Source organism: Neorhizobium sp. SOG26 (assembly GCF_003491345.1).
Taxonomy (GTDB): Bacteria; Pseudomonadota; Alphaproteobacteria; order Rhizobiales; family Rhizobiaceae; genus Neorhizobium; species Neorhizobium turbinariae.
Genome location: NZ_CP025513.1, coordinates 302,581 through 328,841, shown reverse-complemented (window position 1 = coordinate 328,841; position 26,261 = coordinate 302,581). Strand labels below are relative to the sequence as shown.

The 26,261-nt window shown below is 57.7% G+C and carries 17 protein-coding genes, 4 pseudogenes, 1 riboswitch and 1 other annotated feature; of the genes and pseudogenes, 7 read left to right on the top strand and 14 right to left on the bottom strand.

The annotated features are described in order from the left end of the window. Window positions 1–428: 428 nt before the first annotated feature. The gene (locus CYG48_RS22945; RefSeq protein WP_118852836.1) at window positions 429–668 is read right to left on the bottom strand and encodes a DUF6894 family protein; all 240 of its coding nucleotides are present in this window, start codon (window positions 666–668) and stop codon (window positions 429–431) included. A gap of 295 nt (window positions 669–963) precedes the next feature. Here CYG48_RS22945 and CYG48_RS18090 point away from each other — a divergent pair, with 295 nt between their 5' ends. Next, window positions 964–2,037 (top strand): phosphatase PAP2 family protein, encoded by a 1,074-nt coding sequence (locus tag CYG48_RS18090; protein ID WP_118851966.1) that lies wholly within the window; start codon window positions 964–966, stop codon window positions 2,035–2,037. 117 nt (window positions 2,038–2,154) lie between these two features. On the opposite strand, the gene CYG48_RS18085 is transcribed toward CYG48_RS18090, so the two are convergent. After that, the gene (locus CYG48_RS18085; protein WP_118851965.1) at window positions 2,155–3,045 is read right to left on the bottom strand and encodes a LysR family transcriptional regulator; all 891 of its coding nucleotides are present in this window, start codon (window positions 3,043–3,045) and stop codon (window positions 2,155–2,157) included. Between the two features lie 122 nt (window positions 3,046–3,167). On the opposite strand from CYG48_RS18085, the gene CYG48_RS18080 reads away from it, so the two are divergent. Then, window positions 3,168–4,037 carry an SDR family oxidoreductase gene (locus CYG48_RS18080; protein ID WP_118851964.1) on the top strand — a complete coding sequence of 290 codons (870 nt, stop codon included), beginning with the start codon at window positions 3,168–3,170 and terminating at the stop codon, window positions 4,035–4,037. 185 nt (window positions 4,038–4,222) lie between these two features. Here the strand turns inward: CYG48_RS18080 and nrdF are convergent, their stop codons facing one another. The 7 genes and pseudogenes from nrdF to CYG48_RS18045 form a co-directional block, all read right to left on the bottom strand. Then, entirely contained in the window at window positions 4,223–5,197 is a 975-nt protein-coding gene (nrdF, locus tag CYG48_RS18075; RefSeq protein WP_118851963.1) for a class 1b ribonucleoside-diphosphate reductase subunit beta, read from the bottom strand. Window positions 5,198–5,215: 18 nt separating this feature from the next. Next, window positions 5,216–7,342, bottom strand: a complete 2,127-nt coding sequence (gene nrdE / locus CYG48_RS18070) for a class 1b ribonucleoside-diphosphate reductase subunit alpha (RefSeq protein ID WP_199925361.1) — start codon at window positions 7,340–7,342, stop codon at window positions 5,216–5,218. Window positions 7,343–7,359: 17 nt separating this feature from the next. Further along, on the bottom strand, window positions 7,360–7,752 hold the full coding sequence (gene nrdI / locus CYG48_RS18065) for a class Ib ribonucleoside-diphosphate reductase assembly flavoprotein NrdI (protein ID WP_118852835.1): 393 nt from the start codon (window positions 7,750–7,752) through the stop codon (window positions 7,360–7,362). 11 nt (window positions 7,753–7,763) lie between these two features. Beyond that, window positions 7,764–7,988: a glutaredoxin-like protein NrdH gene (nrdH, locus tag CYG48_RS18060; protein WP_118851961.1), complete on the bottom strand. Its 225-nt coding sequence runs from the start codon at window positions 7,986–7,988 to the stop codon at window positions 7,764–7,766. 254 nt (window positions 7,989–8,242) lie between these two features. Beyond that, a riboswitch (cobalamin riboswitch) is annotated at window positions 8,243–8,462 on the bottom strand. A 455-nt stretch (window positions 8,463–8,917) separates the two neighbouring features. Beyond that, window positions 8,918–9,787 carry an urea carboxylase-associated family protein gene (locus CYG48_RS18055; protein ID WP_118851960.1) on the bottom strand — a complete coding sequence of 290 codons (870 nt, stop codon included), beginning with the start codon at window positions 9,785–9,787 and terminating at the stop codon, window positions 8,918–8,920. Window positions 9,788–10,186: 399 nt separating this feature from the next. Beyond that, window positions 10,187–10,969 (bottom strand): annotated as a pseudogene (locus tag CYG48_RS22845) (HAD family hydrolase). Between the two features lie 170 nt (window positions 10,970–11,139). After that, window positions 11,140–12,306, bottom strand: a complete 1,167-nt coding sequence (locus CYG48_RS18045) for a helix-turn-helix transcriptional regulator (protein WP_118851959.1) — start codon at window positions 12,304–12,306, stop codon at window positions 11,140–11,142. 108 nt (window positions 12,307–12,414) lie between these two features. On the opposite strand from CYG48_RS18045, the gene CYG48_RS18040 reads away from it, so the two are divergent. Further along, window positions 12,415–13,107, top strand: a complete 693-nt coding sequence (locus CYG48_RS18040) for a LysE family translocator (RefSeq protein ID WP_118851958.1) — start codon at window positions 12,415–12,417, stop codon at window positions 13,105–13,107. 123 nt (window positions 13,108–13,230) lie between these two features. Here CYG48_RS18040 and CYG48_RS18035 read toward each other — a convergent pair. Next, window positions 13,231–13,881 (bottom strand): annotated as a pseudogene (locus CYG48_RS18035) (IS3 family transposase); the annotation flags it as partial. A gap of 208 nt (window positions 13,882–14,089) precedes the next feature. Then, window positions 14,090–15,163 (bottom strand): annotated as a pseudogene (locus tag CYG48_RS18030) (IS3 family transposase). Beyond that, window positions 14,919–15,035: a sequence feature (AL1L pseudoknot), on the bottom strand. (Overlaps the previous pseudogene by 117 nt.) An 804-nt stretch (window positions 15,164–15,967) precedes the next feature. Here CYG48_RS18030 and CYG48_RS18025 point away from each other — a divergent pair. Beyond that, window positions 15,968–16,870 (top strand): methyltransferase domain-containing protein, encoded by a 903-nt coding sequence (locus tag CYG48_RS18025; RefSeq protein ID WP_199925343.1) that lies wholly within the window; start codon window positions 15,968–15,970, stop codon window positions 16,868–16,870. A gap of 427 nt (window positions 16,871–17,297) precedes the next feature. Here the strand turns inward: CYG48_RS18025 and CYG48_RS18015 are convergent. From CYG48_RS18015 to CYG48_RS18005, 3 genes and pseudogenes are all read right to left on the bottom strand, one after another. Next, window positions 17,298–17,855 (bottom strand): annotated as a pseudogene (locus CYG48_RS18015) (IS66 family transposase); the annotation flags it as partial. 421 nt (window positions 17,856–18,276) lie between these two features. Next, entirely contained in the window at window positions 18,277–18,810 is a 534-nt protein-coding gene (locus CYG48_RS18010; protein WP_245450636.1) for a hypothetical protein, read from the bottom strand. Continuing rightward, a complete protein-coding gene (locus tag CYG48_RS18005) occupies window positions 18,755–19,570 on the bottom strand; it encodes a response regulator transcription factor (RefSeq protein WP_118851955.1) in 816 nt (271 codons plus the stop codon). The genes CYG48_RS18010 and CYG48_RS18005 overlap by 56 nt, the downstream gene beginning before the upstream one ends. A 620-nt stretch (window positions 19,571–20,190) precedes the next feature. Between CYG48_RS18005 and CYG48_RS22805 the strand changes: the two genes are divergently transcribed. The 3 genes from CYG48_RS22805 (at window position 20,191) to CYG48_RS17990 (ending at window position 26,253) form a co-directional block, all read left to right on the top strand. Beyond that, window positions 20,191–21,909 carry a hypothetical protein gene (locus CYG48_RS22805; protein ID WP_199925342.1) on the top strand — a complete coding sequence of 573 codons (1,719 nt, stop codon included), beginning with the start codon at window positions 20,191–20,193 and terminating at the stop codon, window positions 21,907–21,909. 118 nt (window positions 21,910–22,027) lie between these two features. Next, window positions 22,028–24,091 (top strand): hypothetical protein, encoded by a 2,064-nt coding sequence (locus tag CYG48_RS17995; RefSeq protein WP_118851954.1) that lies wholly within the window; start codon window positions 22,028–22,030, stop codon window positions 24,089–24,091. A gap of 11 nt (window positions 24,092–24,102) precedes the next feature. Then, entirely contained in the window at window positions 24,103–26,253 is a 2,151-nt protein-coding gene (locus CYG48_RS17990) for a type I secretion system permease/ATPase (protein WP_118852833.1), read from the top strand. Window positions 26,254–26,261 lie beyond the last annotated feature (8 nt).

Here is a 26,261-nt window from a genome sequence, read left to right as displayed (position 1 = left end):
CCGGACCACCCCCGCGTCTCATCTGAGGGCTGTCCCCCGTTGGCATCTGCTTAACGGACTATGGCGGAAATCGCTGCTTCCGCAAAGTTGAAAGCCGCTACCTCGGCACTCGCTCAAGATGTAGTGCATCATAAAAAGACGCCTGATGTCTTTTACACAAGTATTTTCGCCAGGCGGTGGAGGTGCAGACGAGGCTGTAGGGGTAGCCTAGAATGGTATTTTAGCACCTCTTCTGCGTATTCAAATACCTCAAACTTAGCAGGTCCTTTCGCCGCAGTCGCATCTGCGAGGTTGACCAGTAGAGAAAGGCCCGCCCGGGTGAGGGCGAGCCTTTCTGAGGCGAAGCATCCGGAAGGGCGGATGGGGGGCGGTTGGACGCTTTGAGGCAGCTAAGACGTACGGTGGTTCGGTCCAGTGGAACGTTCAGGTCAATCCCTGAGGCAAAGGACCGACCGGAACGGTAGGACGTGGATAGTCGTCCCGTCCTCGTCGACGACTTTAAATTGCTCCGAGCCAATTTCCTCGCCGTTTCGCACCCTGTCTGCGACTATTTCACGGGCTCCCAAAATGGCTTCCTCTAGCGCCGCAGTGTGCGTCGGAAGATCCATGCCCTCTATATCGGCCTGGAGTGCCCCATCTATGCGGACATGAAAGTAGTATCCCGGCATGCCAACTCCACTGAACCGGCCATAGAACAATGCCCGCAACATCCTATTCCAACCATAGCAGGAAGGGGAGTGAACCAGCAGGGGAGAGCCACCTGGCGGTGGGCGGCAGCTCTCCCCTGTGTACCTCGATTGGCGGCGAGGTGGGGCTCTGCATAAATGGGCAAGCTTGCGCTACCAAGGATCAGCAAGCGCTGAATATGGTAAGGATCCGCCGGTATTTTCTCTCTGCCCTGGTGTCGAATGACGGGTTGACCCGAAAGCGGACCAGCACCCTTCAACAGGGCGGTGGGGAAGGATGCAAAGCAAAGGAGAGCTACTCGGCACGGATAGCTCTCCTCTGTGCCCCATTGGCGGTGAGGCCTATAACCGACAGGTGGGATCAAATGACAGTGGCGGCCAGAGTAACAAGAATGGAGGAGGCGCAGTCCGCTTTAATGTCGACGGTAGCTACTTGCTGATATCAACAGCAGCATTAGGCTCGAAACAATTTTCTTCGGGGTCGCCTATGCTGGATGTGCTTTATTATTGGATAGACTTGCCTGTGCTAATGATGCTCCAGAAAGTCGTCCACGTGAGTGAGCTTCTGGACATATTGTTCGACACAGTGTTGACGCGACCGTCGTTCAAGATAATGCCCTTCGTTGTCTTTGTATTGTACGTCTACTTTTGTACCCAGAACGCAAAGAGGAATGCGCTCCTCGTGGAATGCGCGGCAGCAGCGATCATCACCTTGGTGCTGAGCCGAGCAATGCAGAACTTGATGCCATTAAGACCGAGACCAATCCACGCGGACATACCTGGGTTTGTCATCCCCTACGGGATGAGCGAAAATGTACTTCATAATTGGAGTTCGTTTCCAAGCGATACGGCTTCTCTCGCTGCGGCCTTGGCTGCGGCAATCTTCTGTTACTCGAAACGTTGGGGAATAGCGGCATTCGCCTGGGCAGTTCTTGCAGTTTCGCTCCCCAGAGTTTACGCCGGAATGCATTATTTAAGTGACGTTATTTTTGGCCTCGTGCTCGGCAGTTCAGTAACTGCTATCGTGCACTACCGGCTCGCCAGCCGTTTAATCGGCTTGTTCGCTAACGTGCTGGAGAAGAAGCACTGGCAAGCTAACCTGGCGATCATCCTCTTTTTCTTTCAATTGGGAATGATGTTCGATGATGTTCGTACCACCGCGAGCGACTTGAGAACGGCTGCAAAGCACGACCTTCTAAGAGCAATCTCGTCGGCTCCAATGATGGCTCCGGTTGAAAACCGTGACTCCCACGCCGTTTCTCGTAGAGGCCCCTCAGGGCCGGGGCGAAGACATCATGAGGTAAGCTCCGCACGCGGCCAGAACCTGGTTTCATCGTCCCCACCTTCATAGAACGAAGCTGCGTCAATTTACGGTTCACAAGTTGATTTGCCCCCACCTCGCCAACATCGAATGACGGGTTTGGGCCGAAAGACGTCACTGGCGTTGCCTAAGGCCATGCCGTGACGACTACTCCCCCACATAAGCTGCCAGTTCTTCGGCAGTCCCGGAAGGAAAAGCCTCTTTCAGATGGTCAAGAAACGCTGCCACGCGCTTACTGAGAAGGCGACGCGACGGATAAAGCGCCCATAGTACCGTTTCCGGACCATCGACATCTCCCCATCGGACCAGCTTACCCTGAGCGAGATCATGGCTTACCAGCGACAAAGGAAGAAGGCCAGGACCGACGCCCATCCGCACTGCGTCGCGAACCATCGTCATGGAAGAGAGACTGAGCACCGGATCGACCTTTAGAAGGGTCTGACCTGTCGACGTCGTCATAGTCCACGACGTCGTTTCGCCAAGCGTTCCGCGTATGACGCCCGGCACAACAGCTTCAACAGGAGCCGCAAGCCCCGGCGCAGCTACGACCACCAATGAGTCGCGTAGAAAAGGTCGTCCGACAAGGGTCTCATCCGGATCAGGATTTACCCTGATAACAAGATCGTAGCCTTCCTCCACCATGTCGACAGGGCGATCCTCGGTCGTCACTTCCAGACGCACCTCCGGATACTTGAGCGCAAAGCCGGCGGCCAGCTTCCCCATCGCTGTCTGTGAGAACAACAGTGGCACGCTCATGCGCAGCCTGCCCCGAGGCCTGTCCCCACCCGAGGCAATCGCGCCAGCAGTTTCCTCAAGCTCCGTCAGCAGAGCACCCGCCCGCTCATGAAGCGCACGCCCTTCCTCCGTCAGCTTGAGCATCCGCGAGCCGCGCTCAAACAACCTTATCTCGAGGCTCGCTTCCAATTCAGCGACCCGCCGCGAAAGCGTTGCCTTCGGGCGACCTGACGCACGCGCGGCCCGACCGAACCCTCCGTGACGGGCGACGGTGACAAAATCACTAAGCGAAAGCAGGTCCAATGATTGTTCCACCTCTGAGACAATGGGTCTTATTTTGGCGTCTATCGGTTCCGATGTGAACCATCCACATTGAGCATGTCTTCAATAATGAAGTCTTTCAATCCGAACCAAGGAGACCCTCCATGACCATTCTCGTCACAGGTTCAACCGGGCGCGTCGGCCGCCATCTCGTCGATCAACTCGTGGCACGCAACGCCGATGTTCGCGTTCTCGTGCGTGATCCTGCCAAGGCAGGCTTCCCTTCCGCCGTTGAGGTTGTTCAGGGAGAACTGCTCGACATCGACGCGCTGCGGCGAGCCTTCAAAGGCATCAGGACGTTGTTCCTGCTGAACGCGGTAGCGGGTGATGAATTCACTCAGGCGATCATCGCCTTGAACATTGCGCGTGAAGCCGGGGTCGAGCGGGTCGTCTACCTTTCGGTTTTCGATGCCGATAAGGCCGTGAACGTTCCGCACTTCGCAGTCAAGTTCGGTGCAGAGCGCATGCTGGACGTCATGGGCTTCAGTGCCACGATCCTGCGTCCAGCCTACTTCATCGACAATGACGTAATGGTAAAGGACGTCATCTTCTCCCACGGCGTCTACCCGATGCCGATTGGCAGCAAGGGTGTGGCGATGATAGATGCCCGAGACATCGCCGAGGTCGCAGCGATCGAACTCATCCGGCGCGACCGGGCGGCGGAAAAGTTGCCAAGCGAGACCATCAACCTGGTTGGCCCGGATACGCTGACTGGCGAGAAACTCGCTGCCATCTGGTCGGAAACATTGGGGCGTCCCATTGCCTATGGCGGTGATGATCCGTCTGGCTTCGAGCAGAACTTCGCGAACATGATGCCCAGGTGGATGGCGTATGAGATGCGAGTGATGGCCGAACGCTGGGTAAGTGATGGCATGGTTCCGCAAGTGGGTGATGTCGCGCGGATGACACAAATCCTCGGCCGCCCCCTGCACAGCTATCGCGAGTTCGCATCCAAGCTCGCGGCATCTGCCTAACGTGCGTGCATCACTTGTACAGGGGAGAGGTTAGGTGATCTCTCCCACCATCACACCAGACACTCGGGAGCTGTTTCCATCTGGCCCGTGGGCAGGCATCGACAGGTCCTGAACCCGAGGTGCGCGATGCGCCTCATCTGCCAAGTCGGCGAAAGCAGTCTCCTTTGCGCCGCCGACAGCGGACATCAGAAATTCCAGTCCTCGTCCTGCGTGGCAACGGCTTTACCGATCACGTAGGACGATCCAGAGCCGGAGAAGAAGTCATGGTTCTCGTCGGCGTTCGGTGATAGCGCCGACAGGATCGCCGGATTGACCTTGCAGGCCTCCGCCGGAAAAAGCAACTCATACCCGAGGTTCATCAGCGCCTTGTTGGCGTTGTAATGGAGGAACTTCTTGACGTCCTCCGTTAGCCCGACGCCGTCATAGAGCGCCTCGGTGTAGCGTGCTTCATTGTCATAGAGTTCGAGCAGCAGATCGAAGGCATAGTCCTTGATCGCCTGGCGGGCCTGCTCCGGCAAGACTTCAACGGCCCGCTGAAACTTGTAGCCGATATAGTAGCCATGAACGGCCTCGTCGCGAATGATGAGGCGGATCATGTCGGCTGTGTTGGTGAGACGCGCTCGGCTCGACCAGTACATGGGAAGGTAGAAGCCCGAGTAGAATAGAAAGCTCTCCAGGAAGACCGAAGCAACCTTCTTCTTCAGCGGGTCGCCGGATGTATACTGCTCCATGATCAGCGCGGACTTCCTTTGGAGGAACTCGTTTTCCTCTGACCAGCGGTAAGCGTCGTCGACGTCAGGGGTCAGGCACAGCGTGGAGAAGATCGATGAGTAGGATCGGGCGTGTACCGCCTCCATGAAGGAAATGTTTGAGAGCACAGCTTCTTCATGAGGCGTAGCCGCATCCGCCATCAGCTTCACCGAACCAACACCGTTCTGGATCGTGTCGAGCAGGGTCAACCCGGTAAAGACGCGGATCGTCAGTTGCTGCTCTTCCGGCTTCAGCGTCGCCCAAGACTGGATGTCGTTCGACAGGGGCACTTTCTCAGGTAGCCAGAAGTTTCCGGTGAGACGGTTCCAGACTTCGAGGTCCTTGTCGTCCTCCAGACGGTTCCAGTTGATGGCGCGGACCCGCGAGATCGGCTTGATGGCGATGTTCATTGTTATGTCCTCGATTGGTCAGAGTGCGCAGGAAACGCAGCCCTGAACCTGCGTGCCTTCAAGTGCCACCTGGCGGAGCCGGATGTAGTAGATGGTCTTGATGCCTTTTTTCCACGCGTAGATTTGCGCCCGGTTGATGTCCCGGGTGGTTGCGGTGTCACGGAAGAAGAGCGTCAGCGAAAGGCCTTGGTCGACGTGCTGGGTGGCCGCAGCGTATGTGTCGATGATCTTCTCTGGGCCGATTTCATAGGCATCCTCGTAGTAGTCGAGGTTGTCATTGGTCATGAAAGCCGCCGGATAGTAGACGCGACCGATCTTGCCTTCTTTCCGGATTTCGATCCTGGACACGATGGGGTGGATCGAGGACGTCGAGTGGTTGATGTAGGAGATGGAACCGGTAGGCGGCACGGCCTGCAGGTTCTGGTTATAGAGACCGCCGATCATGACGGCCCGCTTCAACTCCAGCCAATCGTGCTGGGTGGGGATGGCGATCCCGGCCTTCTCGAACAATTGAACCACCCGTTCAGTCGCAGGCTTCCATTCCTGTTCGATGTATTTGTCAAAATATTCGCCGGACGCGTATTTTGATTTCTCAAAGCCTTCGAAGCTCTGGCCTCGTTCGACCGCCAATCGGTTGGAAGCCCTGATTGCGTGATAGGTGACGGTGTAGAAATAGATGTTGGTGAAATCGACACCTTCTTCAGAGCCGTAGAAGATGCGCTCGCGGGCGAGATACCCGTGCAGGTTCATCTGGCCAAGCCCGATGGCGTGGCTCGCTGCATTGCCTTTGGCAACCGACGGAACCGAGGCGATGTGGCTCATGTCGGAGACGGCAGTCAGTGCTCGAATCGATGTCTCGATGGTCTTTGCAAAGTCGGGAGAGTCCATAGCGGCGGCGATGTTCAGGGACCCGAGATTGCAGGAAATGTCCTTGCCCATGTGATCATAAGACAGATCGTCGTTGAACGTGCTGGCATCGCTGACTTGCAGGATTTCAGAGCAGAGGTTGCTCATGGTGATGCGCCCTGCAACCGGATTGGTACGGTTCACCGTGTCTTCGAACATGATGTAAGGGTAGCCGCTCTCGAATTGGATTTCGGCGATCACCTGGAAGAAGTCGCGAGCCTTGATCTTCTTCTTCCGGACGCGGCTGTCGGCTACCAGTTCGCGATATTTTTCCGTCACCGAGATTTCTGTGAAGGCGACGCCATACACGCGCTCTACATCGTAGGGCGAGAACAGGTACATGTCCTCGTTGTTCTTCGCGAGTTCGAAGGTGATGTCCGGGATCACGACGCCAAGCGAAAGGGTCTTGATCCTGATCTTTTCGTCGGCATTCTCGCGCTTGGTATCGAGGAAGCGCATGATGTCCGGGTGGTGGGCGTGCAGATAGACAGCCCCTGCACCCTGACGCGCACCAAGCTGATTTGCGTAGGAGAAACTGTCTTCAAGCAGCTTCATCACCGGGATGATACCGGACGACTGGTTCTCGATATGCTTGATCGGTGCACCGGCTTCACGGATGTTGGTCAGGCACAGCGCGACCCCGCCGCCGCGCTTGGAAAGTTGCAGTGCTGAGTTAATCGAGCGGCCGATGCTTTCCATGTTGTCTTCGACCCTGAGGAGGAAGCAGGACACCAGTTCGCCGCGCTGTTTCTTCCCGGCATTCAGAAAGGTCGGTGTAGCGGGCTGGAAGCGGCCGGAGATAATTTCGTCAACCAGATCGCGTGCCATAACCTCGTCGCCCCGAGCGAGAGCCAGGGCTACCATGCAGACACGATCTTCGTAGCGCTCCAGGTACCGTTTCCCGTCAAAGGTCTTCAGCGTGTAGCTGGTGTAGTATTTGAACGCACCGAGGAAGGTCGGAAACCGGAACTTCTTCTCATAGGCGTGATCGAACAGGTCACGGACAAAGTTAAAGGAATACTGATCCAGTACCTCCTGCTCGTAGTAGCCCTCGCGCACCAGGTAATCGAGCTTCTCCCGCAGGTTATGGAAGAAGACCGTGTTCTGGTTGACGTGCTGCAGGAAATACTGCCGAGCCGCTAATCGATCCTTGTCGAGCTGGATTTGACCGTGCTTGTCATAAAGGTTCAGCATCGCATTGAGAGCGTGGTAGTCGAGGTCCGACTCCGATGTTTTCATCCGCTGTTCGAGGGTGCTCACGTCCAAAATCGTTCCAATCCGTGTCTGACGTTCAACACATCCTCGTCCGTGCCAAGAAGCTCGAACCGATAGAGGTACGGCACCTGGCACTTCTGCGAGATGATGTTGCCTGCGATCCCGAAGGTCGCACCGAAGTTGCTGTTGCCCGCAGCGATCACGCCACGGATGTTGTTCCTGTTCGCCGCGTCGTTGAGGAAGCGGACAACCTGTTTTGGGACGGCTCCTCTGCCGCCTTCGCCGCCATAGGTCGGGACGACAAGGACGAAGGGTTCGGCCACATGAAGTCGCTCACCCACGCTGATCGGAATTCGCCGCGCAGGCAGACCAAGGCGCGATACAAAACGGTGGGTGTTTTCCGAACGGCTGGAGAAATAGACGATCTCACCCATCGCCTTGGCCATCAGGCGTCAAGCCCGTTGATCATGTCCGGTCGGAAACCTGCCCAATGGGTTTCGCCTGCAACCACGACCGGTACCTGACGATAGCCAAGGCCTTGAACAAGTTCATAGGCGGCCGCGTCAGCGGAGATATCGACAAGGGTATAGTCGATCCCCTGGCGATCCAGCGCCCGGGTGGTGGCAGTGCATTGTACGCAGGCGGGTTTGGAGTAGACTGTTATGGCCATGTGATCCTCGTGATGATGGCAAAAGCGCATGGGAGATCATTCGGACATCCATCGATGTCCGTGCGTATCGAAAGCAAAGATGAAGGCGGCAAAAGGCGGTGCCGGACGCTAGACGCCCGTCATTCGCGCTGACGTGAACTGGAACTCAAAACCATTGGACTTCACCCCGAAGTTGCTCATGCGGAATGTTCGGGGAAGCGGCACGCGCAGGATCATCCTGCGTCATACCCGCGACCTTCCGGACACCCCGCCCGTGGACGTTTCGTTGCGAGGCAGGTCTCCTGGCTTGCGGGTCGGTGCATCCGATCTACCTTCCCAATGCGTTGGCGCATCAGTGGACTGATTGATCGCATGCTCGCCGCTTACAGTTGCGGGGGCAGCTCCGGCATTGCATCGGCCTCTGGCCACTGCGCACCGGTATTCCCGTCTTAGCTTCCGACGCGAATCGGAAGAACCTCGAACACTAGATATAGTAGACAGGGCATTTCCGGCGTCAACGAGTATGCTGCCGGGAAGCCAAAAAGGCTGGGGATGAAAAAGCGAGAGCTGTCCTTGAGGCCGAGCGCCCGCTTTGGGAACCGCGCCCTTGGATAGACTTCATCACCGACGGTAAAGACCGTGACCTGTGAGGCAAAAGCGGAAACAATCCCTCGCAGCTGCGGTTCACCAACTCTGGACCCCCAGCCTGGGCGCACATGAGACTTCCAGATGTGAGTCGCGAGGTCACTGAAGTTGGCGTAGTCTTCCCCGAAGCGGCATGCCGGGGCGAGGTGTCGCCTCTGCGCCAACTGCACAATAGCGGCATCAGAAGAGGTTCACGGACCTGAATCGTGTTGCACACTCGCCCTTTGCCCGACATCGGCCCGGCCACGCCTTTCGGTCCTGTCTTGAACAGGCGCATCGCTGAGGCGCGCGTGTCACTTGTTTTGCTACTTGGCAGCAGGCAGGCCGTGGGAACGGTCGTATCCGTTGACCGGGGGTGTAGACCAGCCTTTAGGAGGCTGTGCCGGCCGATAGATGTCAACATACATGGGATAGCAGACGGCCTGATCAGAGGAGTGGGTTGCGGAGCAATCTCCGCCGGGGCATGCAGACAAGACACCCAACAGATCGATTTCGGCGAACATCTCCAGATAGTCACCTTGCCTGACAGGGGACGCCTTCATGAAGTACTGTCCGGTATCACGCATGAAGCCAGTGCACATGAAGACGTTGAGCACGTCATGAACGTGGCTCTCTGCCTCGGCAAGCGGCAGACCGGTAGCTGCGGAGAGCGAGCGCGTAAGGTTTGAATGGCAACAATGGTGATATTGGTCGCCATGGCTGAGGAGGTTGTGGGTGTAAGGGTCGCAACGGGTGCCGATCACGTCATGGACCGCGCCACCAAAGGAGTCAAAGCCGTACCAGTCAAGCGTGTCATGGGTAATGGTCGCCATCGGGCGCAGGAACGGGAAGCTGGAGAATAGCTGGTCGCCCAGTCCGACATGTGTGCCGTTTAACGCCCGCGTCTTTCCTGAATAGAAGCGCTCGGACAGATTGCTGGCGTTGAAGAGATTGAGGTCGCCAACCTGCGGTCCTTCAACAGAGATGCGAAAGAAGTGGTCGGCTGGTACCCGAAAACTCGCGGCTTCGCGAGGTGGAACGATGACGCGGTCGACCAAGACAAGGTCCATGCGAGCTTCATAATATGGGTCCAGATCGGGGCGGGGCAACGTCTCGACCGGATAGCAGACAACCGGCGGGATCGCCTTCATCGCATCAGCATCGGATGGCGGTGTGGAGGTCGAAAAGTTTTTCATTACGGGCTCCATTATGCGGGGATGAATCAGCGCCGACGCGTCATCCAATAACGCTCCACTGCCAGCACAACATATTGCCGGTGTCGTCAATGACTTAGTTGGCAAAGGGCGAGAATGGAGCGCTACTGCCGCGGCTGGTCGTTGATATCTAGAACCAGCCGTGCCGCAATATATCGGACGCTGTTCGACAACAGGCAGGACCGCGAAAATGTGGCGCCAGGTTAGATGATGAGACGCGATCGAGCGCGCAAAGTCAGGCCCTGCAGAAATACTCGGCGCGAAAAAAAACGACGAGAGAGAGTCCGGCGTTTCGATTCCGTCCAAGGCAGAGGCAACCGGTATCGTTCAGACGGAGGCGGAATCCTTCCGCCTGAAGCTGATCGGCGATACGTCCAACTGCTAAGCGGCAGCCTCCCAAACCTGGTTGAGGATACGCGCCGCCAATGCTGCCTTGCCCTGCGGCAGGAAGCGCCCATAGTGCTGCTGCACGATGTCGGGCGTGTCCGGGATTGCGTAGCTTGCTTGCTCTTATGACCCGGTTTGTTTCAATATGTGAGCGGCGAGAACGTCTCGAACATTGTTTGGGCCATGCGGCAGCAGGCCCTTGATCGCGGCACGGCCCGTATACGGATTGTAGATGCCGTACCGCTGGATGGCCAAGCGCCAAGCCTCGTAGAACGTTGTTTGATTGTAGGATGCGTCGACGCTGGTCGACTTGACGGTTTTGACGTAATCGAAAGGGACACCAATCCGCGCCACTGTGGGCGCGATGAGATCGTTATCCGACTTCGTGAAGACTGCCAGCTTGTAGTGCTCCCGCAGCCGCCGCAGGGCATCCGGAACATCTGGATGAGGTTCCATCGTTATCGGTGAAGCGGCAATACGGTTGAGGTCGCCTTCGCTCAGCAGCACCGCGCGCTCACGAAAGGCTGCTTTGAAACCACTCCGCAAGATGTCCTTGTAGAGGCGGTGCGGCTTCCCGGCCGTCAAGCGCCGCCCTTGTGCTGAAAAGCTATCGAGAATTGCCGGAGCATCCACGTCTTGAACTCCATGCTCTACGAGCGTGGTTTCAATCTCGCGAAGAAGCACCTCGTACCACTGCACGAGTGTGCCGTAGCAGTCGAAGGTGATTACCTTGGGTGCCGGGTCGAGATTGAACAGCGAGGGCTTCTGTGAGGACATCGAAACACCTTGAGCTAGGTAGGCTCACTCAGCTAGCGCAACCCAATGGAGAAGCAAGAAGGTAGCCTCAGGCGGCGATTTGATGACGACGCACTCATCTGACGACATCCGCAGACAACCACCGCTACGGTCGCAGGGATTGTGGGACTGCGCCACACGCAGCTTGGACATCAGCACCCGTCGCCTTGGCGGCCAATGTTTGGGTATGAGGCGACAACTTGCATCGCTAATCTCGGTAGCTCCGACTGTCGATGAACGCCTGTCTTGGAAAAGATGCTGCTCAAGTGGGTCTTTGCGGTATTGGGGGAAACGCCAAGCGCACGTGCGGCTTCCGCAAGCGGGCTCCCGGATAACAACACGAACAAAAGCCGCTTCTCGGCCACGGTGAGGCCGAACTCCACAGCAACCGCTTCTGCTGCGGTCTGCCACCTTGGCGGCTTCCCAATGAATACGGCGGCGACCGCCTGTGGTAGGTTGCCGTTGCCGAGATGTCGGCGCTCTAAAGGGAGCACGTGGGCAGATAGCGACCTCAAGCTGCCCGATCCCAGCTTGACGGAGATGCCTGCATGACCCAAGCTGGCGCGATCATGGGCAGCGCATTTGATTGCCTTGCGTAACTCTCGAGTAGCTGAGGGATTGGTCGCGGCAAGGGTTCCGCGGTCATCCACGAGTGTAGTTCCCTCCCTCAAAGTTTCTGTTGCCATCCTGTTGGAGTGGAGGATCGAGCCGTCTTCGGAGGCGAGGATTACTCCAATATCGACTTGGTCAAGCGCTTCAACGAGACGGTCTTTTTCCAACTCCTTCGCCTCCAGTAAACCGCTAATCGTCACCGCCCTTCGCAGGTGCGGCAGCAAGAGAGCGCTTAGCCGGATCTCATGGTCGGTCGCGGTCCCGAAGCTCTGGTGATGCATGACGACAAGTTCTGAGACCTGCTCCGGAGTTCTCATCAGGAAAAGGTGCATGACGTCCGAAAAACCCAGCGGGTCTAGCACTTCCCGCACGTAAGGCGACTGGGCAATATATTCGCTTGAGAGGTGGCGCGACGCCACGAAGGGTTCATCCAGAGACGAGCCATTAGAGAACCACTCAATCAGGCAGGCATTCACTTCCGGCAGATGCTGATCGCGTCGTTGTCTCCACTCTGGCGTCCATCCGAGAGAATAATCGATCAGTGCACGACCATCTTTGAGGTCATTGAGTGTAAGGATAAGGGCGTCGCTGCGAAAGGCGCGACCAATGGCTTCCATCGCCTCAACCCATCGGGATGGTTCGAGCGCACAGTCGTAGATCAACCCGATCAGTTCAGAGAGCTGATGATCGGACAGCGTCTCACCCATGGAAGTCTCCCAGACCCCATATCGCCTCGCATGGCCGACATTACCACCAGAGCATGCCGCAGACAATTTTGCTGCCTCACCCGAACGTATGATGCCTCAGGAAACGGGATGTGGTTGGATCAGGATCTGCTGCGCAGACATGGTGGAGATGCGGGCATGTTTCCGATCCAGAGCGTAACGCTTCAGCTCCTGTTGGCCTATTTTGCCGTGCTTATGGTCCCAGGTTCGATCATGATTACGACGGCCAGCCTCGCTGCCGAGAGCGGGGTTGCAAAAGCCACACCGTTCGTTGTCGGCGCGAGCGCTGGAGCAGGCGCAACGGTGGTGCTGATCGGCGCAATCACCACCAATGCCATCTCAGCCATCCCGTTGGCGACACTTCAGCAACTCGGATCTTTGGCGCTGCTCATGATGGCCTTCGTGCTTCTAAGAGCACCGATGGGGCAAGCCGGATCCAAGTCTAGCCGAGTGTCTATGGTAGCGCTTCTGGCAGCAGGTGTTGCCACGGCTATCTCATCACCGATGACACCCATCTTCGCTCTAAACTTGCTGACGAGCGAAGCAGCCTCTCGGCAGGCCCCCGCGGTCACTGGTCTGGCTCTCACCATTACCGCGATGAACCTACTTTGGTATTCTCTTGTTGCGACCGCACTTGCGATGCCGAGACCTAGAGCATTCGCAACGCGGCATCTCGGTCTATTTAGACGGGCTGCCGCTGGATTGCTGTGCACCATTTCATTCAGCAACCTGGCTCAGCATTCGCAGCATCCATTTGTCCAGCATACCGTTGTGGTTGAATGATCCTAAAAAGAAGGGAGCCACTGGCTCCCTTCAGGTCTTGAATTTAGGCGTCTGTTAGAACCGTTTGCTGATCCCGACCTTAACGCCTGCTGAATAGCCCCGAGTTTCGTAGACACCTTCGGGTTAAATTTTCTGCTGCTTCTCGAACTCTACGGGCGACAGCATACCGTTTCTGACGTGCTTGCGCTTCGGGTTGTAGAACATCTCGATGTAGTCGAACACGTCCTGGCGAGCTTCATCACCTGAACGGTAGACCCTGCGACGTATACTCTCTCGCTTCAGAAGATTGAAGAAGCTCTCGGCCACCGCATTGTCATGGCAGTTGCCGCGTTGGCTCATCGAGTGAACCAGATTGTGGTGCCTGAGGAACGAGGCCCGATCCATGCTCGTGAACTGCGAACCCTGGTCCGAGTGGATCAGCACCTTGTCCTTCGGCTTGCGTCGCCACACCGCCATGAGCAGGGCCTGCAACACCCGGCGCGAGATCGATGACGACCGCAAGGTAAGCGAAACCCGCGTAGGTTCGGATGTAGGTGATGTCGTTCGGCCTGCACTCGAACCGGTGGCGCTTCCGGCCTCACCCCAGGCCTTGAAGGAGCCGCTACATCGAATTGCCGGTCGAGCGTGTTGTATAGCGACGGCAGGCCTGCCGCCATAGATGCCGGGACGGCGTTTGTAGCCGATCTGCGCCTTGATCCCGGCGAGACGGGTCAGACGCGTGACCCGGTTCGGGCAGCACATCTCTCCCTGATCGAGGAGGTCGTCGTGCAGACGGTTCGTTGTTTCTGCAGGCCCAAATCCTCGAGTTTAGAACCAGACCGCGACCACTAGTCCGCGGGCCTAGCTGAACTAAGTGCACGATGCGGCATCCGCAGGAGAAGCTCCCTGGGCTTCGAAGGCTGGTCTGTGATGGCGATTTTCAGAACTTCGATTGGGGCGCGCCTGAACCGCGCCGGGTCTACCGGAGACCGTTTGGTTTAAGTTATGCGGCCATGGCTGGCGCGTTCAGGATGGGGTAGGATCGCTCCTCAGCTTCGGCTGGCGGAATATTTGCGATGGGCTCCAAGTGACGCCTGTTGTTGAACCAGTCAACCCATTCGAGTGTGCGAACCCCACGGCTTCGAAGTTGCGCCAAGGTCCTCGGCGACGGATGATCTCGGCCTTCTAAAGGCCGTTGATCGTTCCGGCCAGCGCGTTGTCATAAGAACCGCCAACGCTACCGCCCGCCGGCTCGATGCCTGCCTCCGCCAGCCGTTCGGAAAGCGAATGGACACATATTGCGAGCCGCGGTCGGAATGATGAACCAGCCCGCCGCGTTGGACAGGCCGCCGATCATGAAGCGCCTTGGTCGAGGCATCGAGCACGAAACTCGCGTGCGCCGTCCGGCTTGCCCGCCAGCCGACGATGCGGCGGGCGAAGGCATCAATGACGAAGGCCACGTAAACGAAGCCCTGCCAGGTCGCGACATAGGTGAAATCGGATAACCACAGCATCTTTGGCGCTGGAGCGAAGAAATGTCGGTTCACCCGGTCCAGCGGGCATCGAGCGGACTTGTCCGTCACAGTGGTTTTGACTGGCTTGCCGCGAATGACGCCTTGAAGCCCCATCATTCTCATAAGCCGAGCGACGGTGCAGCGGGCGATGTCGTAACCTTCTCGCTGCAACTGCCGCCAGACTTTCTGCACGCCATAGACCTGGAAGTTCTCATTAAACACCCGGCGTATCTCGATCTTCATGGCCATGTCGCTCCGGGCACTGGCCGACAAGCGATCCATGTCCGTGCGCTTGGCGAGGACTTCATAATAGGTGGACGGGGCAATCGGCAGCAGTCTGCAGATCGGCTCGACCCCGAGCACCGAGCGGGGTTCGTCGATGAAGGAAATCATCGCTTCAGTGAGCGGTCGAGCTCCGCCTGGGCAAAATACGCCGAGGCTTTGCGCAGAATCTCGTTCGCCTGACGAAGTTCTCGGTTCTCCCGCTCCAGAGCCTTCATCTTCTCCGCCACGTCACTCGGCAAACCTGCACGCTTGCCGCTGTTGACCTCGGCCTTCTTCACCTATTAACGGAGGGCGTGCGCCGAGCAGCCGATCTTTGCCGCTATCGATGATACCGCTGCCCAGCGCGATGGGTGTTCTGCTTCATGTTCCGTCACCATCCGAACGGCGCGGGCGCGGACTTCAGGAGAAAACGTGCTCGTCGCCTTGCTTGTCATAGACCCTACTTCTCACGAGTTGGGTCTCCGGCAACCCGGCGCGGTTCATATCGCTGCCACGAAGCTGCCGAAGCTTTACGCGATCTGAGCTTGGGGAAAGCACTGTAACTAGCCATGTCAATTTGCTCAGCTAAATGGCTGCATACACTGACACGCTGGACTTGGCGTTCTCGTTCATCGGAGGCCTCTCGTTGTCGATGAAGCGGACGACCCGGGGGCTCTTCCATAGCATCTACAACGAAATCCATCTCCATTCTGAGCTCAAGATGGCTTCCCCTCGGCAGTTCATCAGAGTTAGATCAAACTAACCGACATGTCCGGTGAAGTGGGGACGACCACTCCAATGACCTGAGGCGTCCGGTTTCCAAGCTTGACAACGAACCAACTGTGCGACAGCAGTGGAAGATCAATAAGTCGTAGCGCAACATCGACTTAAGGGAAAGCGAGTACCCCTTTCTGGAACCAGGCGGTCTGGTTAAGCCGTTTGGCGTAACGCCACCTTTGTAACTCGCCAAAGAACAGAGTTGATCATCGTCGGTCTCTGCTACTAGCGTCTGGACGAGGATACTGATCCCGACCACCTTGGCGTGTGGAGGTGCTCTTTCAAATGCAGAATCGTGCTCGCGAATGCCACTGTGGGAGGTCGGCATGATCTCGGTCGCCGATGATCGCCTAGCCTGTCCCGATTGCCGCGGCAATCTGTCCTCGTTGGAGCAATGTGAGGAATGCGGGCGCCAATTTGCTCAGGAAGATGGCCGTCCGAAGCTCATGCCGCTTGCCGGCGGAACCGTCAGTTTCTCGTGGCCTGCCGGTAGCCTGACTCCGGCGGCAATCTCGGAGGCCGAGATCCTCCGGTTTCCACCGAGGCGGGGACAGTCACGCCGCGGGATTTATCATCTCGACCGCGCGCATGAAGACCGCCTGAGCGACGTCCCCGCTGGAAGTAAAGTTCTGGAAATTGGCTGTGGCGGCGCGCAGATGCGCCGCTGGATGAAGGAGCGTGGTATCCACTACATTGGGGTCGACGTCGCTGTAGACCGCGTTCATGATTGGCTTCAGATGCATGGCGGCCCCGACCTTCTGTGTGACGCTCATGTCCTTCCTTTCCAGGATGAAACCTTCGACGTCGTCTATGCATCAGCCGTATGGGAGCACCTAGCTTTTCCGCAGCTTGCCTCTAAAGAGGTTGCGCGGGTCCTAAAGCCTGGAGGCCTGTGCCTTGGCTCAGCGTCCTTCCTGGAACCCTGGCACGACTCAAGTTACTATCACATGACGCCCTATGGCATCTTCATGACCCTCAGTCTTGCGGGTCTTAGCCCGATCCAGATTTGGCCCGAGACGAAATGGCCGGGTTTCCGCGCTATGTTGGAAATGGGAAACAAGGCAACACGTCTCGTGGGTGGCTTGTGCTGGCTGATTTATGGCTGGTATCTTGCCCCTAAGGCTGCGCAGGTTTGGCTCCATGAACGGCGGAGACCGGACGAACAGGCGCTCATGCATCCAATAGCTCAGATGGCGGGTGCAGTGGCCTGGGTGGCGAGGAAGCCATAAGCAGTCGCGCGAACGGGTGGTTTTACGTTCTCTCCGCAGGCAAGATGTTCAGGCTGAAAAGTCTGCGTGTCCACCGCTGCAGCGACGCGCACGCATCTTTGATCTTTGCCTCGCGCCTCAAGACCATGGCGCAGATGGGTTTCGCCGTCTCGGCACTCGCGCCCTTAAGATGGACCAACGGCCAAAGAGGTAGCAAGAGCTTCGGTAAGGTTTTCGGTGTGCCTAATTGCATGACTGCTTTGCTTTTGCCGAGACCAGAACTGGTAAATCGGCCTAGTTTGAGTCTAGCTCGGAATCATCATCTTCCCAAGTCTTTCGACGCCCCACGTGCATTCCCACTACAAGTAGCGCGACGTCCAATGAACAGTAAACGGCAAGCTGAGGCCGTTCAGGCGGCGCAGTTCCACGGCATGAGCGCATGAGGTCGCCCGTCGCCCTGCAGAATAACGCGATAGCCACTCAGATGCCGGGCGACGCGATCGCACGCGCGGCTATCTTCGAAGCGATAGTCGACCACCGGGGGGCACTGCCACCGAATGTCTGTCATCCCGCGCATAAGCCCATAGCGAGGCCGTCTTGGACGATCCGGGTCCGGGTGCGAGCGTTGGCAGCGTCGTCTCATCAGCGAAGATCCGCTCAGCCTTTTTGATCTCGGCGAGAATGTAGTCAGCTAAGATATCGAGCTCGAAGCCGAGCTTGCCCATCCATTGCGCCATCAGCTTGCGGTTAAGATCGACCTTGTCTGGAGCATGCCTATAGAGTGGCAGACCGTCGACGTACTTCGAGACCGCAATCTAGGCCAGGAGTGCTTCCGTTGGAATGCCGCCCTCGATGACGTGCGCGGGCGCGAGAGCCTGATGACACCGTCTTCGTTTTTGAAGGGATATGTCGGCCGGCGGGTGACGATGACGCGGAACTTCGCGGGTACGACGTCCAGCCGCTCCGAGAGGTCTTCTCCAATCAGCACCTTCTGTTTGCCGACGTACATTCCCCGCCGATTGACAGCCGCGTGAATGCTACTCCGGAGCCCCGTTAAGAACGGGGGGATTACCGCGGCGGTTGCCCGCGATCCAGGGGCTATGGCATGTTAAGTCACCTAGAGGAGGGATCATGATATTCGCCGAGGTCGAGAATAGCGTGTTGTTGTTAGAGTTGGAGCAGGCCTGTCCTTGTCAGGATCGGCTATGGTGCCTCCGAGGCTGTCAGAGGACCTGTAGAAGCGGTTGCCTTCCTCACGACCCGCTAGCCAGAGGCTGGCGTCTACAGGGAACTTGCAACTCTAAAATGGGCCGCCGCCGCAACGCGACATGGGTCTGCGGAGGAGGTAAGGGAAGTCTTCGTTGCTGCCGTCCTCGAGGCCTATGTTCTCGCTTAAGAGCTGATGGCAGATACACTCGACCCGGAGCCTAGTTTGGGAAGCCGTAGCGCTCCGTGATGTCCCAGAATGTGCGATTGATGGCGACCAAGGCGTCGATGCTTGCGCGGATGCGCTCGATCTCCGCACCATCGAGCTTTTCTACCTTCCCATATTTGATTTCTTCGCGACTCTCGAAGATGCGCATTGACTGCGTGATGCCTTGCCCACTGTCGGGGTCGAACGAGTATATGCAATGGTTATACTTGTTGCGAAGTTTTGCCTCGTCCGCCAGCCGCTGAGTCGCGCCTAGAACGTCATGACGGCATGCAGAAGGCGTTTTTTGCATCTTGGCGAGCCTGTCGACCACATCAATTCTCGCACGCGTCGTGTTGAGCGTCAGGAATATCACGATCGCTGTCTCCTTATCCACTCTCGCCAGGCCGGCGATCATGTGAATCAGAAGGCTTTCGGTGTTGGTCCATGTATAGTTCAGCTGACCGATGAGGAGAAGGATCGCCTTCAGCCGGCTATTGATTGCGCGGGAGCGATCTGCTTGCGTCGCTCTGATAGAGCTTATTTGCATGATCAAGGCCTTCCTTGCGCTTGTACTCGAAGTAGCGCGCGACGACTTCCGTCCTGTTATGAACGCCAAGTTTGGTGATGATATTGTGGATGTGGATCTTCACCGTGTGCTCCGAAAGACCGAGAGTAGCCGCGATGATCTTGTTTTGATTGCCCATTGCCATACAGGCCAAGATTTCGTTCTCACGCTTCGTGAGTTTCTCGATCCCCTGCACTTGTCCGTTCGTAGTTGGAGGAAAATTCGCCTCAGACTTCTCCTGCAAGGCAGGGGCGGTATCTGCCGCCGGTGCGCGAGAGCCCGTTGTAGGGAAATAGCGCCCGCCTTTAAGTATGATCCTGAGCGCGGAAAGGAAAACGTCGAGATTGACGTTGAACGGGACGATGCCCTGAACCCATTCCGCGTCGCGCATACATGGGTGCTGCAGTGGATTTGTTCCGTCGTCATGGCACAGCAATGCGGGCGTCGCCTCCTGATGGACCGATGATAATGATGGCCAGTTTGCATACAGACCGGACGCGAAAACGGCATCTGCCAAGATCAGTTGCACCGGGTGCTCGCATTCGTTCAAAGCAGAGGGCAGATCGTATACGATCTCAACGGAAAGCCACGGAAACTCACTTTCTATGGCAGCCGTCATGGCAGCGGAGATTGTTCCTGGTGAGCAGATAATGAGTAGCGTCTTGATAGTATTCATTCTTTCAAAGGCGCAGACGGCAAGATCCACACCAACAGGTCCTGCGGTGTTATGGGCAGCTTGCATGACCAGGCCCCTCCCTCTCTTGAATTCAATCGAAGAAAACAAGCTCCCTTGTTCCGAGGGTGAGACCGTAAACCAGGTGCGGAAACCTGAGAATAGACCACTTGGTCTAGCGCCTAGCTCAAAAAGCTAATCCTTTAGGCGGTTCAGTTTAGTGACACCAAGAAGCGCGAGTTTCCCGATCTTTCCAAGGATCACCATGGGCGATTAGAGCGCGCTCAAGGGCGGTGGACCGAGTTGAGACCTACCTCCTCCTGACTAAGCTTCTACCACCAAAGAGGCATGCTCTATTCTGCAACAGTAGCTGGCACTTAGATCGAAATAGCAGCTTATTTCTTTTGCTCGATCAGGACACAGTGACAGCCATTCCGAAGCACTTGCCGTAGCGCATAGTACCGAGGGTGCGATGTAACCGATCCCGCACCCTGCGTTCGCTGCCGCTGGCTTTCGGTTAAGCATGGGAGGACGGCTACAATTAGACATCGACAGCAATGACTGGCGATAGGTGACGCTGACGCGCACTTATCGCATCAGACGAACTTTGACTTCAATCAACGATGACCGGTGGCCTCCACAGAAGATGAAGGGTGGCCTCGGCGTCGCGACCATAAGGAACGAGAGAAATGGTAGACAGACGCACAACGTTCGACACCTCGCTGGATGAAGATCCGGACAGCCAGGAGCAGCAACAGCAACAACAGCAGCAGGAACAACAGCAACAACAGCAAAGTTCTGAGCAGAACCAGGATCAGAGCAGCGAGTCGACCAACCTAAATGGGAATGGCAACGGCAATCTCAATGGGAATGGTAACGGCAACCTAAACGGCAATGGGAACGGCAACGGCAACCTGAACCTCAACGGGAACGGAAACGCCAATCTCAACGGCAACATCAACGACAACACCAGCACGACGACGGTCGAAGTGGCGGTGGACGTGGGCGTTGGTCTTGAGGACTACATGCCGGAAGACAATGATTTCGCCGACATCGACATGGCCGACAGCTCCATCGACGGCATGTTCAACATTCACATGAACAACATCTTGAACGATGCCTTTACCGGCGACGGCAACAATGTCGGCAATGTCCTGTCACAAGTCGCTAACATTCAGGACAACGACCGGCTCGACAACGCGACCGTCAGCAACGACGGAGACTTCAGCCTCACAGCGACGCCAAGCGGTGGTCTCGCTTTTGCCCGCGACGGCATCTCTGGTGGCGGTGCCGGCGGTGATGGCGGTGGAGATGCGTACGCAGACGGTGGCAGCGGCGGCGCCGGCGGCGGTGCTATCGGCGGTGCTGCGCTCGGAGGCATCGGCCTTGGTGGGCTTGCTGCAAGTCTCGCGGATGCCGGCGACGGCGACGGCGGCGACTCCGACGGAGGCAACGGCGACAGCGGTGACGCTGGCAATGGCGGCAATAACGGCGGTAATGGCACTGGTGGCCGCGGTGGCAACGGGGGTGATGGCCTTGGTTTGGGCCTCGGTCTTGGCCTTGGACTAGGTGCTGGTCTTGCTGTGGCTGGTGACGGGGCTAACGGTGGCGATAGCACCGCTGGCAACGGTGCCGAAGGCGGCGGAGCGGGCGAGTCCAACGGGGGCGATGCCTCCGCAGCTGGCGAGGGTGGCAACTCCGTCGGCGGCGACGTCGGTACACTGATGGGAAGCCTCGGCCTCATCAATCCATTGTTCAATGACGGCGATGGTGGCGGTGCAGGTACCGCTGGCGGTGGCGGCTCGAACACAGGCGGCGCTGCAGGAGATTCTGCTGGTGGTGCCGGTGGGGCAGGCGGCAGCGCATCTGGAGCAGGTGCCGGTGGTGCTGGTGGTGAAGCAACAGGAACTGGGACAGGAACAGGTTTCGGGTCTGGCGCCGGCATCGGAACGGCCGGCGACGGAGCCGCCGGTGGTGCAGGCACGGGCGGAGCCGCAACAAGTGGCGATGCTATCAGCGGCGACGCCATGGGTGGCGATGCCTGGGCAGAAGGTGGCGACGGCGGTGCAGCGTTGAGCGGCGCTTGGGCCGACGGTATTGGCGGCGAAGCCTACGGCGGCTGGGCAATCGGTGGTGCGGGTGCTGCGGGCGGTGCCGGCGGCTTTGCATCCACGGGCTCCGGCGGAGCCGGCGGCGCCGGCGGAACCTGGGGATCTGACAATGGCGACGACGGATATGTCACCGGCACAAGTCATGCCTCGGCGGATGCTTTCGTCGACACCAATGCGTTCAACCAGGAAATCGTCATGGGCGCCAACCTGCAGCAGAACGCAATCGACATGACCATCGTCGGCGGCGATCTCACAAGCACGTCTGTCGGCGAAGACACCAGCGACGGCACCTCATAAGGGCCAGATCAAGGGGGACCGCTTCCGGGGAGCGAAGCTATGACGAACGGACTGCGCATCGCTGCGCAGTCCACTATTGCAAATCGCCAAGCAGGCATATCGACAAGGGGTCCGTGTCATGACGACCATGGACAAGATTACCGAAGACATCTCGCATTTCATCGGTCTTTTCCAGCTAGCGGTCGAAGAAGCACAGCTCAGAAATGCCTATGGTGACTTCTCATATTATGCATCCAAACATCATCTTAACTCGCAACCTTTCGTACCGGATGCGTTCGAAGCTCCGTACGATTTTGTGGGATTTGACCCTGAAGTTAATTACAAGGCGCCAAGCTATACGGCGCCGCTCTGGCATCCCAAACTGTCCGGTGACATTGCCCATCCACCGATTCCAACTGTGGGATTGGATGACAGCCAGGATGTCATCGATCATCCTGACCATCTGTTTTTATCGGCACAGCTTGGGCGCGCGTCCTTAGTCCGGACCATCGAGCCGCCTGGCTCAGTCGCCAACTACCTTGTTCAAGCCGCGTCTCTGTCCGATGACGATACCTTCAGTGTCGGCGGCAGCGGAATGGTGTTTAGTCCGGAGGCTATCGACAAGGCCGAAATCTTGGAGGCCGCGCGCGACGCTCTTGACGCGTCGCCACTTCGGGAATTTGCGAGACCTGGGTCGACCACCGAGATCATCGACCTGATCGATTCGATTGCGGCGGAGCTGAGGGGTCTTGCTGCAGCACCTCTCGTCGCGCCAGAGGATGCGGGAAACCAGCCCCTTTTTTTTGTTAAGCAGTCGGACGTTCTTACCGGAACCTATGTCAACGGCCAGATCGTGACAGTTGCTCCCGTGCTCAAGGACTACTTTTCACCTGAAGACGAGACGGATGAGGAGGACGCAGCTGCGGCGGAGGATGAACCGAGAAACGAAAACTGGGAGGACGATGGCCCAGAGCCGAATGTCGTTGTCTCACCTGACGGTTCGATCACCATAGATGATCGTGTCGAGTTCGTCGGAGGCAACAACGTGGCGGTCAACGAGGCGGTCGTCAACAACCTGTGGACTGGGGCTACGGTCACGGCCGTGGTCGGCAACCATGTTGAAGTCAATGCCATCGTCCAGACGAATGTCATCCAGGACAGCGACGCGATCACATCGGCGTTGGAAGACTGGACGAAGGGCGACGTGCCGACCGAGTTGTTCAACATCGCGACATTCGAACGAACAGATCCTCTGGAGGACAACGCGGACGTTGCAGCGGCGACGAGCGGTTTCCCCTCAGCCTGGGCCGTCGCCGAGATCAAGGGCGATCTCGTTATCACGAACTGGCTCGAGCAGTATATATTCATGTCCGACAACGATATCGGCATCCTGTCTTCCTCGGGTGTGACGACAAACGTGATCGCCGGCGACAATACAAGCGCCAATCACACGTCCATCTTCGAGCTGTCGAAGAGGTACGATCTGATCATCGTCGGCGGATCGCTCTACGATGCGAGCATCATCCACCAAACAAATATACTGTTCGACAACGACGTCGTCGGTGCCGTCGCGGGATTCGAAACCGCGGGTCATGGGACTGTTTCGCATGGTAGCAACCTGCTGTGGAACGAGGCGCTGATCCGCAACGTCGGCGGAGGCGATCGTTTCGGCGACATGTCGGAGGGTTACGCCGAGACGGCGCAAGATTTCGCCAGTGGCGCTTACCGGCTTCATAGTGACGTTCTCACCGATCCCTCCTTCGCTGGCCGCGGCGCCTTGAGTGTCCTCTATGTCAGCGGGGATCTGGTCAACATCCAGTACATCAAGCAGACAGCAATCCTGGGCGACAGCGATCAGATCGCCCTTGCCATGAAGGCGGTTCGGCCTGACAGCGATGCTGAGTGGTCCATAGCCACAGGCGGCAACACTTTGATCAACGCTGCTGCCATCGTCGACCTCGACTCGTTCGGTCGGACCTATGTGGGGGGTGAGCAATATTCGCAGGAAACACTGTTTCAGGCTGAACTGATCACCCACCGGCCGGAACTTCTCGGACTCGATCCAAACGTTCTGGTCAACGAAGCAGTCCTCTTCCTCGATGATGCGATGCTCAACGACGGCGCCCATGCCACGGACCATTTCACGCCGCCTCTCCATGACGCGCAGTATCAGCATGATGGAATGCAGCACATGCTGGGATGATGGGGGCGATCATGTCGGAAACGAACAGAGCGACGATGCAGGCTGATGACCATCAGCCCCGCAATCAACCAACCGATGAGGAAATCTATGCTACGCTGGAGCGCGCCGTGGAAGAATGCCTGAAGCTGACGATCGAGAACGCTCCGCGCTCCGCAACGATATCGAAGCTTGAACCGAGGGGGCAGACACAGGGGAACCCACCTGGTCCAGAAGGATCCGCCACAGCCGAGATCGTCCCGCTGCCGACCGGTGAACCAGCTATCGACCATGCATTCGAAGCGCGCTCCAAACCGGATGGGCGCAGAGCAACGGAAGCCAAGTCACCGGAAGGCATGGTGACCATAGATGGAGACACCGGACCGCAGCGGTCGGACACCAGGGCTTTCGGCAAATCTCCGACTTCGGGCTCCGGTTCCGGCGGAGGATCGTTTCACAAGCGTCTCCCCCCGATCGACTTTTCCGAAAGCCTGAGGGCAGGCGTCAGAGCCGTGCGCGTCAATCTTTCGATCGTGATGCTGTTTACGATCGCAAGCAACATCCTCGTGCTCGCAATCCCGATCTACCTGTTCCAGATCTCCGACCGCGTGCTGACGAGCCGCTCCATCGACACCCTGATCATGCTCACGATTGTCATTGTCGGTGCGGTCATCCTGCAAGCTGCGTTCGATGCGCTTCGGCGCTTCATTCTCATGAGGACCGCGGTCGAAGTTGCCGCTCAACTGGGAGCGCCTATCCTTAGTGCCGCCGCCCGCGCCTCGCTTCACGGCAATGGCAAGGAGTATCAGGTGCTGGGTGACCTGCAGCAGGTCCGCGCGTTTCTCGTTTCCCGGACGCTTCTCTCTTTCCTTGATGCGCCGATCGCACCGCTTTTCGTGTTGGCGGTTTTCCTGATCCACCCGCATCTGGGGATGATCGTCATCCTGACCGGGATCATGCTGCTGGCCTTCACGCAGATCAACCAGCGGATGACGGCAGAGCCTTTCGGGGAAGCCAACACTGCACAGGTGAAGGCCAACCTTCACCTCGAAGCCATGTCCCGCAACTCGCAGATCATCAACGCGCTCGCGATGATCCCCGAAACTGTTCACCTGTGGGGAAAGGATACGGCAACATCGTTGAAGGCGCAGGTCATCGCCCAGGACCGCAACATCACAATTGCGGCGATCTCGAAGGCCTGTCGGCTTCTGACACAGATCGGCATGCTCGGCTGGGGTGCTTTTCTGTCGATCGAAGGCGAACTAACCGGCGGCATGGTCATTGCGGCCTCTATCATCGCCGGACGGGCATTGGCGCCAATCGAGGGCGCAATCGAGGGTTGGAACCAGTATAGCCAATCTCGTGCGGCTTATGGCCGGATCACCAGCCTTCTCAAATCCTCTCCGTTCAACTTTGAACGTCTTAATCTCCCGAAGCCGGAAGGGCGATTGGACGTAGAGCGGCTTCTTTATGTGCCGCAGGGCACGAAGCGCGTGGTGCTGAATGGTTTGTCATTCTCTCTGCAGCCGGGCGACTCTCTTGCGGTCATCGGCAATTCCGGCGCAGGCAAGACCACGCTTGGAAAGATGCTGGTCGGCTCGATCATGCCGACGTCAGGCAATGTCCGGCTCGATCTTATGGATCTACGCAACTGGGATCAGCGGCAGTTTGGCGAGAACATCGGCTATCTGCCCCAGGATGTGCAGTTGTTCCCAGGCACGATAAAATCGAACATCGCCCGCATGCGGCGGGACGTTGACGATGAGATGATCTACCGGGCTGCCATGCTGGCAGATGTCCACGAGATGATCGCGGGCCTTCCTTACGGCTACGAGACGATGGTTTCCGCCGACGGTTCGCCACTCTCCGGCGGGCAGAAACAGCGGATCGCGTTGGCAAGGGCCTTCTTCGGCGACCCGCATCTGGTCGTGCTGGATGAGCCCAATTCCAATCTGGACAATGCTGGTGACGTTGCACTGCTGCGCGCGCTTCAACACGCAAAGGAGAACAAGATCACCGTTGTCACCATAACGCAGCGACCGGCTTTGCTGCAAACCGTCGACAAGATTCTCGTCCTGGCCAACGGCACGATCGCGCTTTTCGGAAAGCGGATGGAGGTTCTCAAAGCGATCGAGGCACGAGGCATCGATATCAATACCGGCTCTTTCGGGCACCAGATCGAATAGGAGGGGGC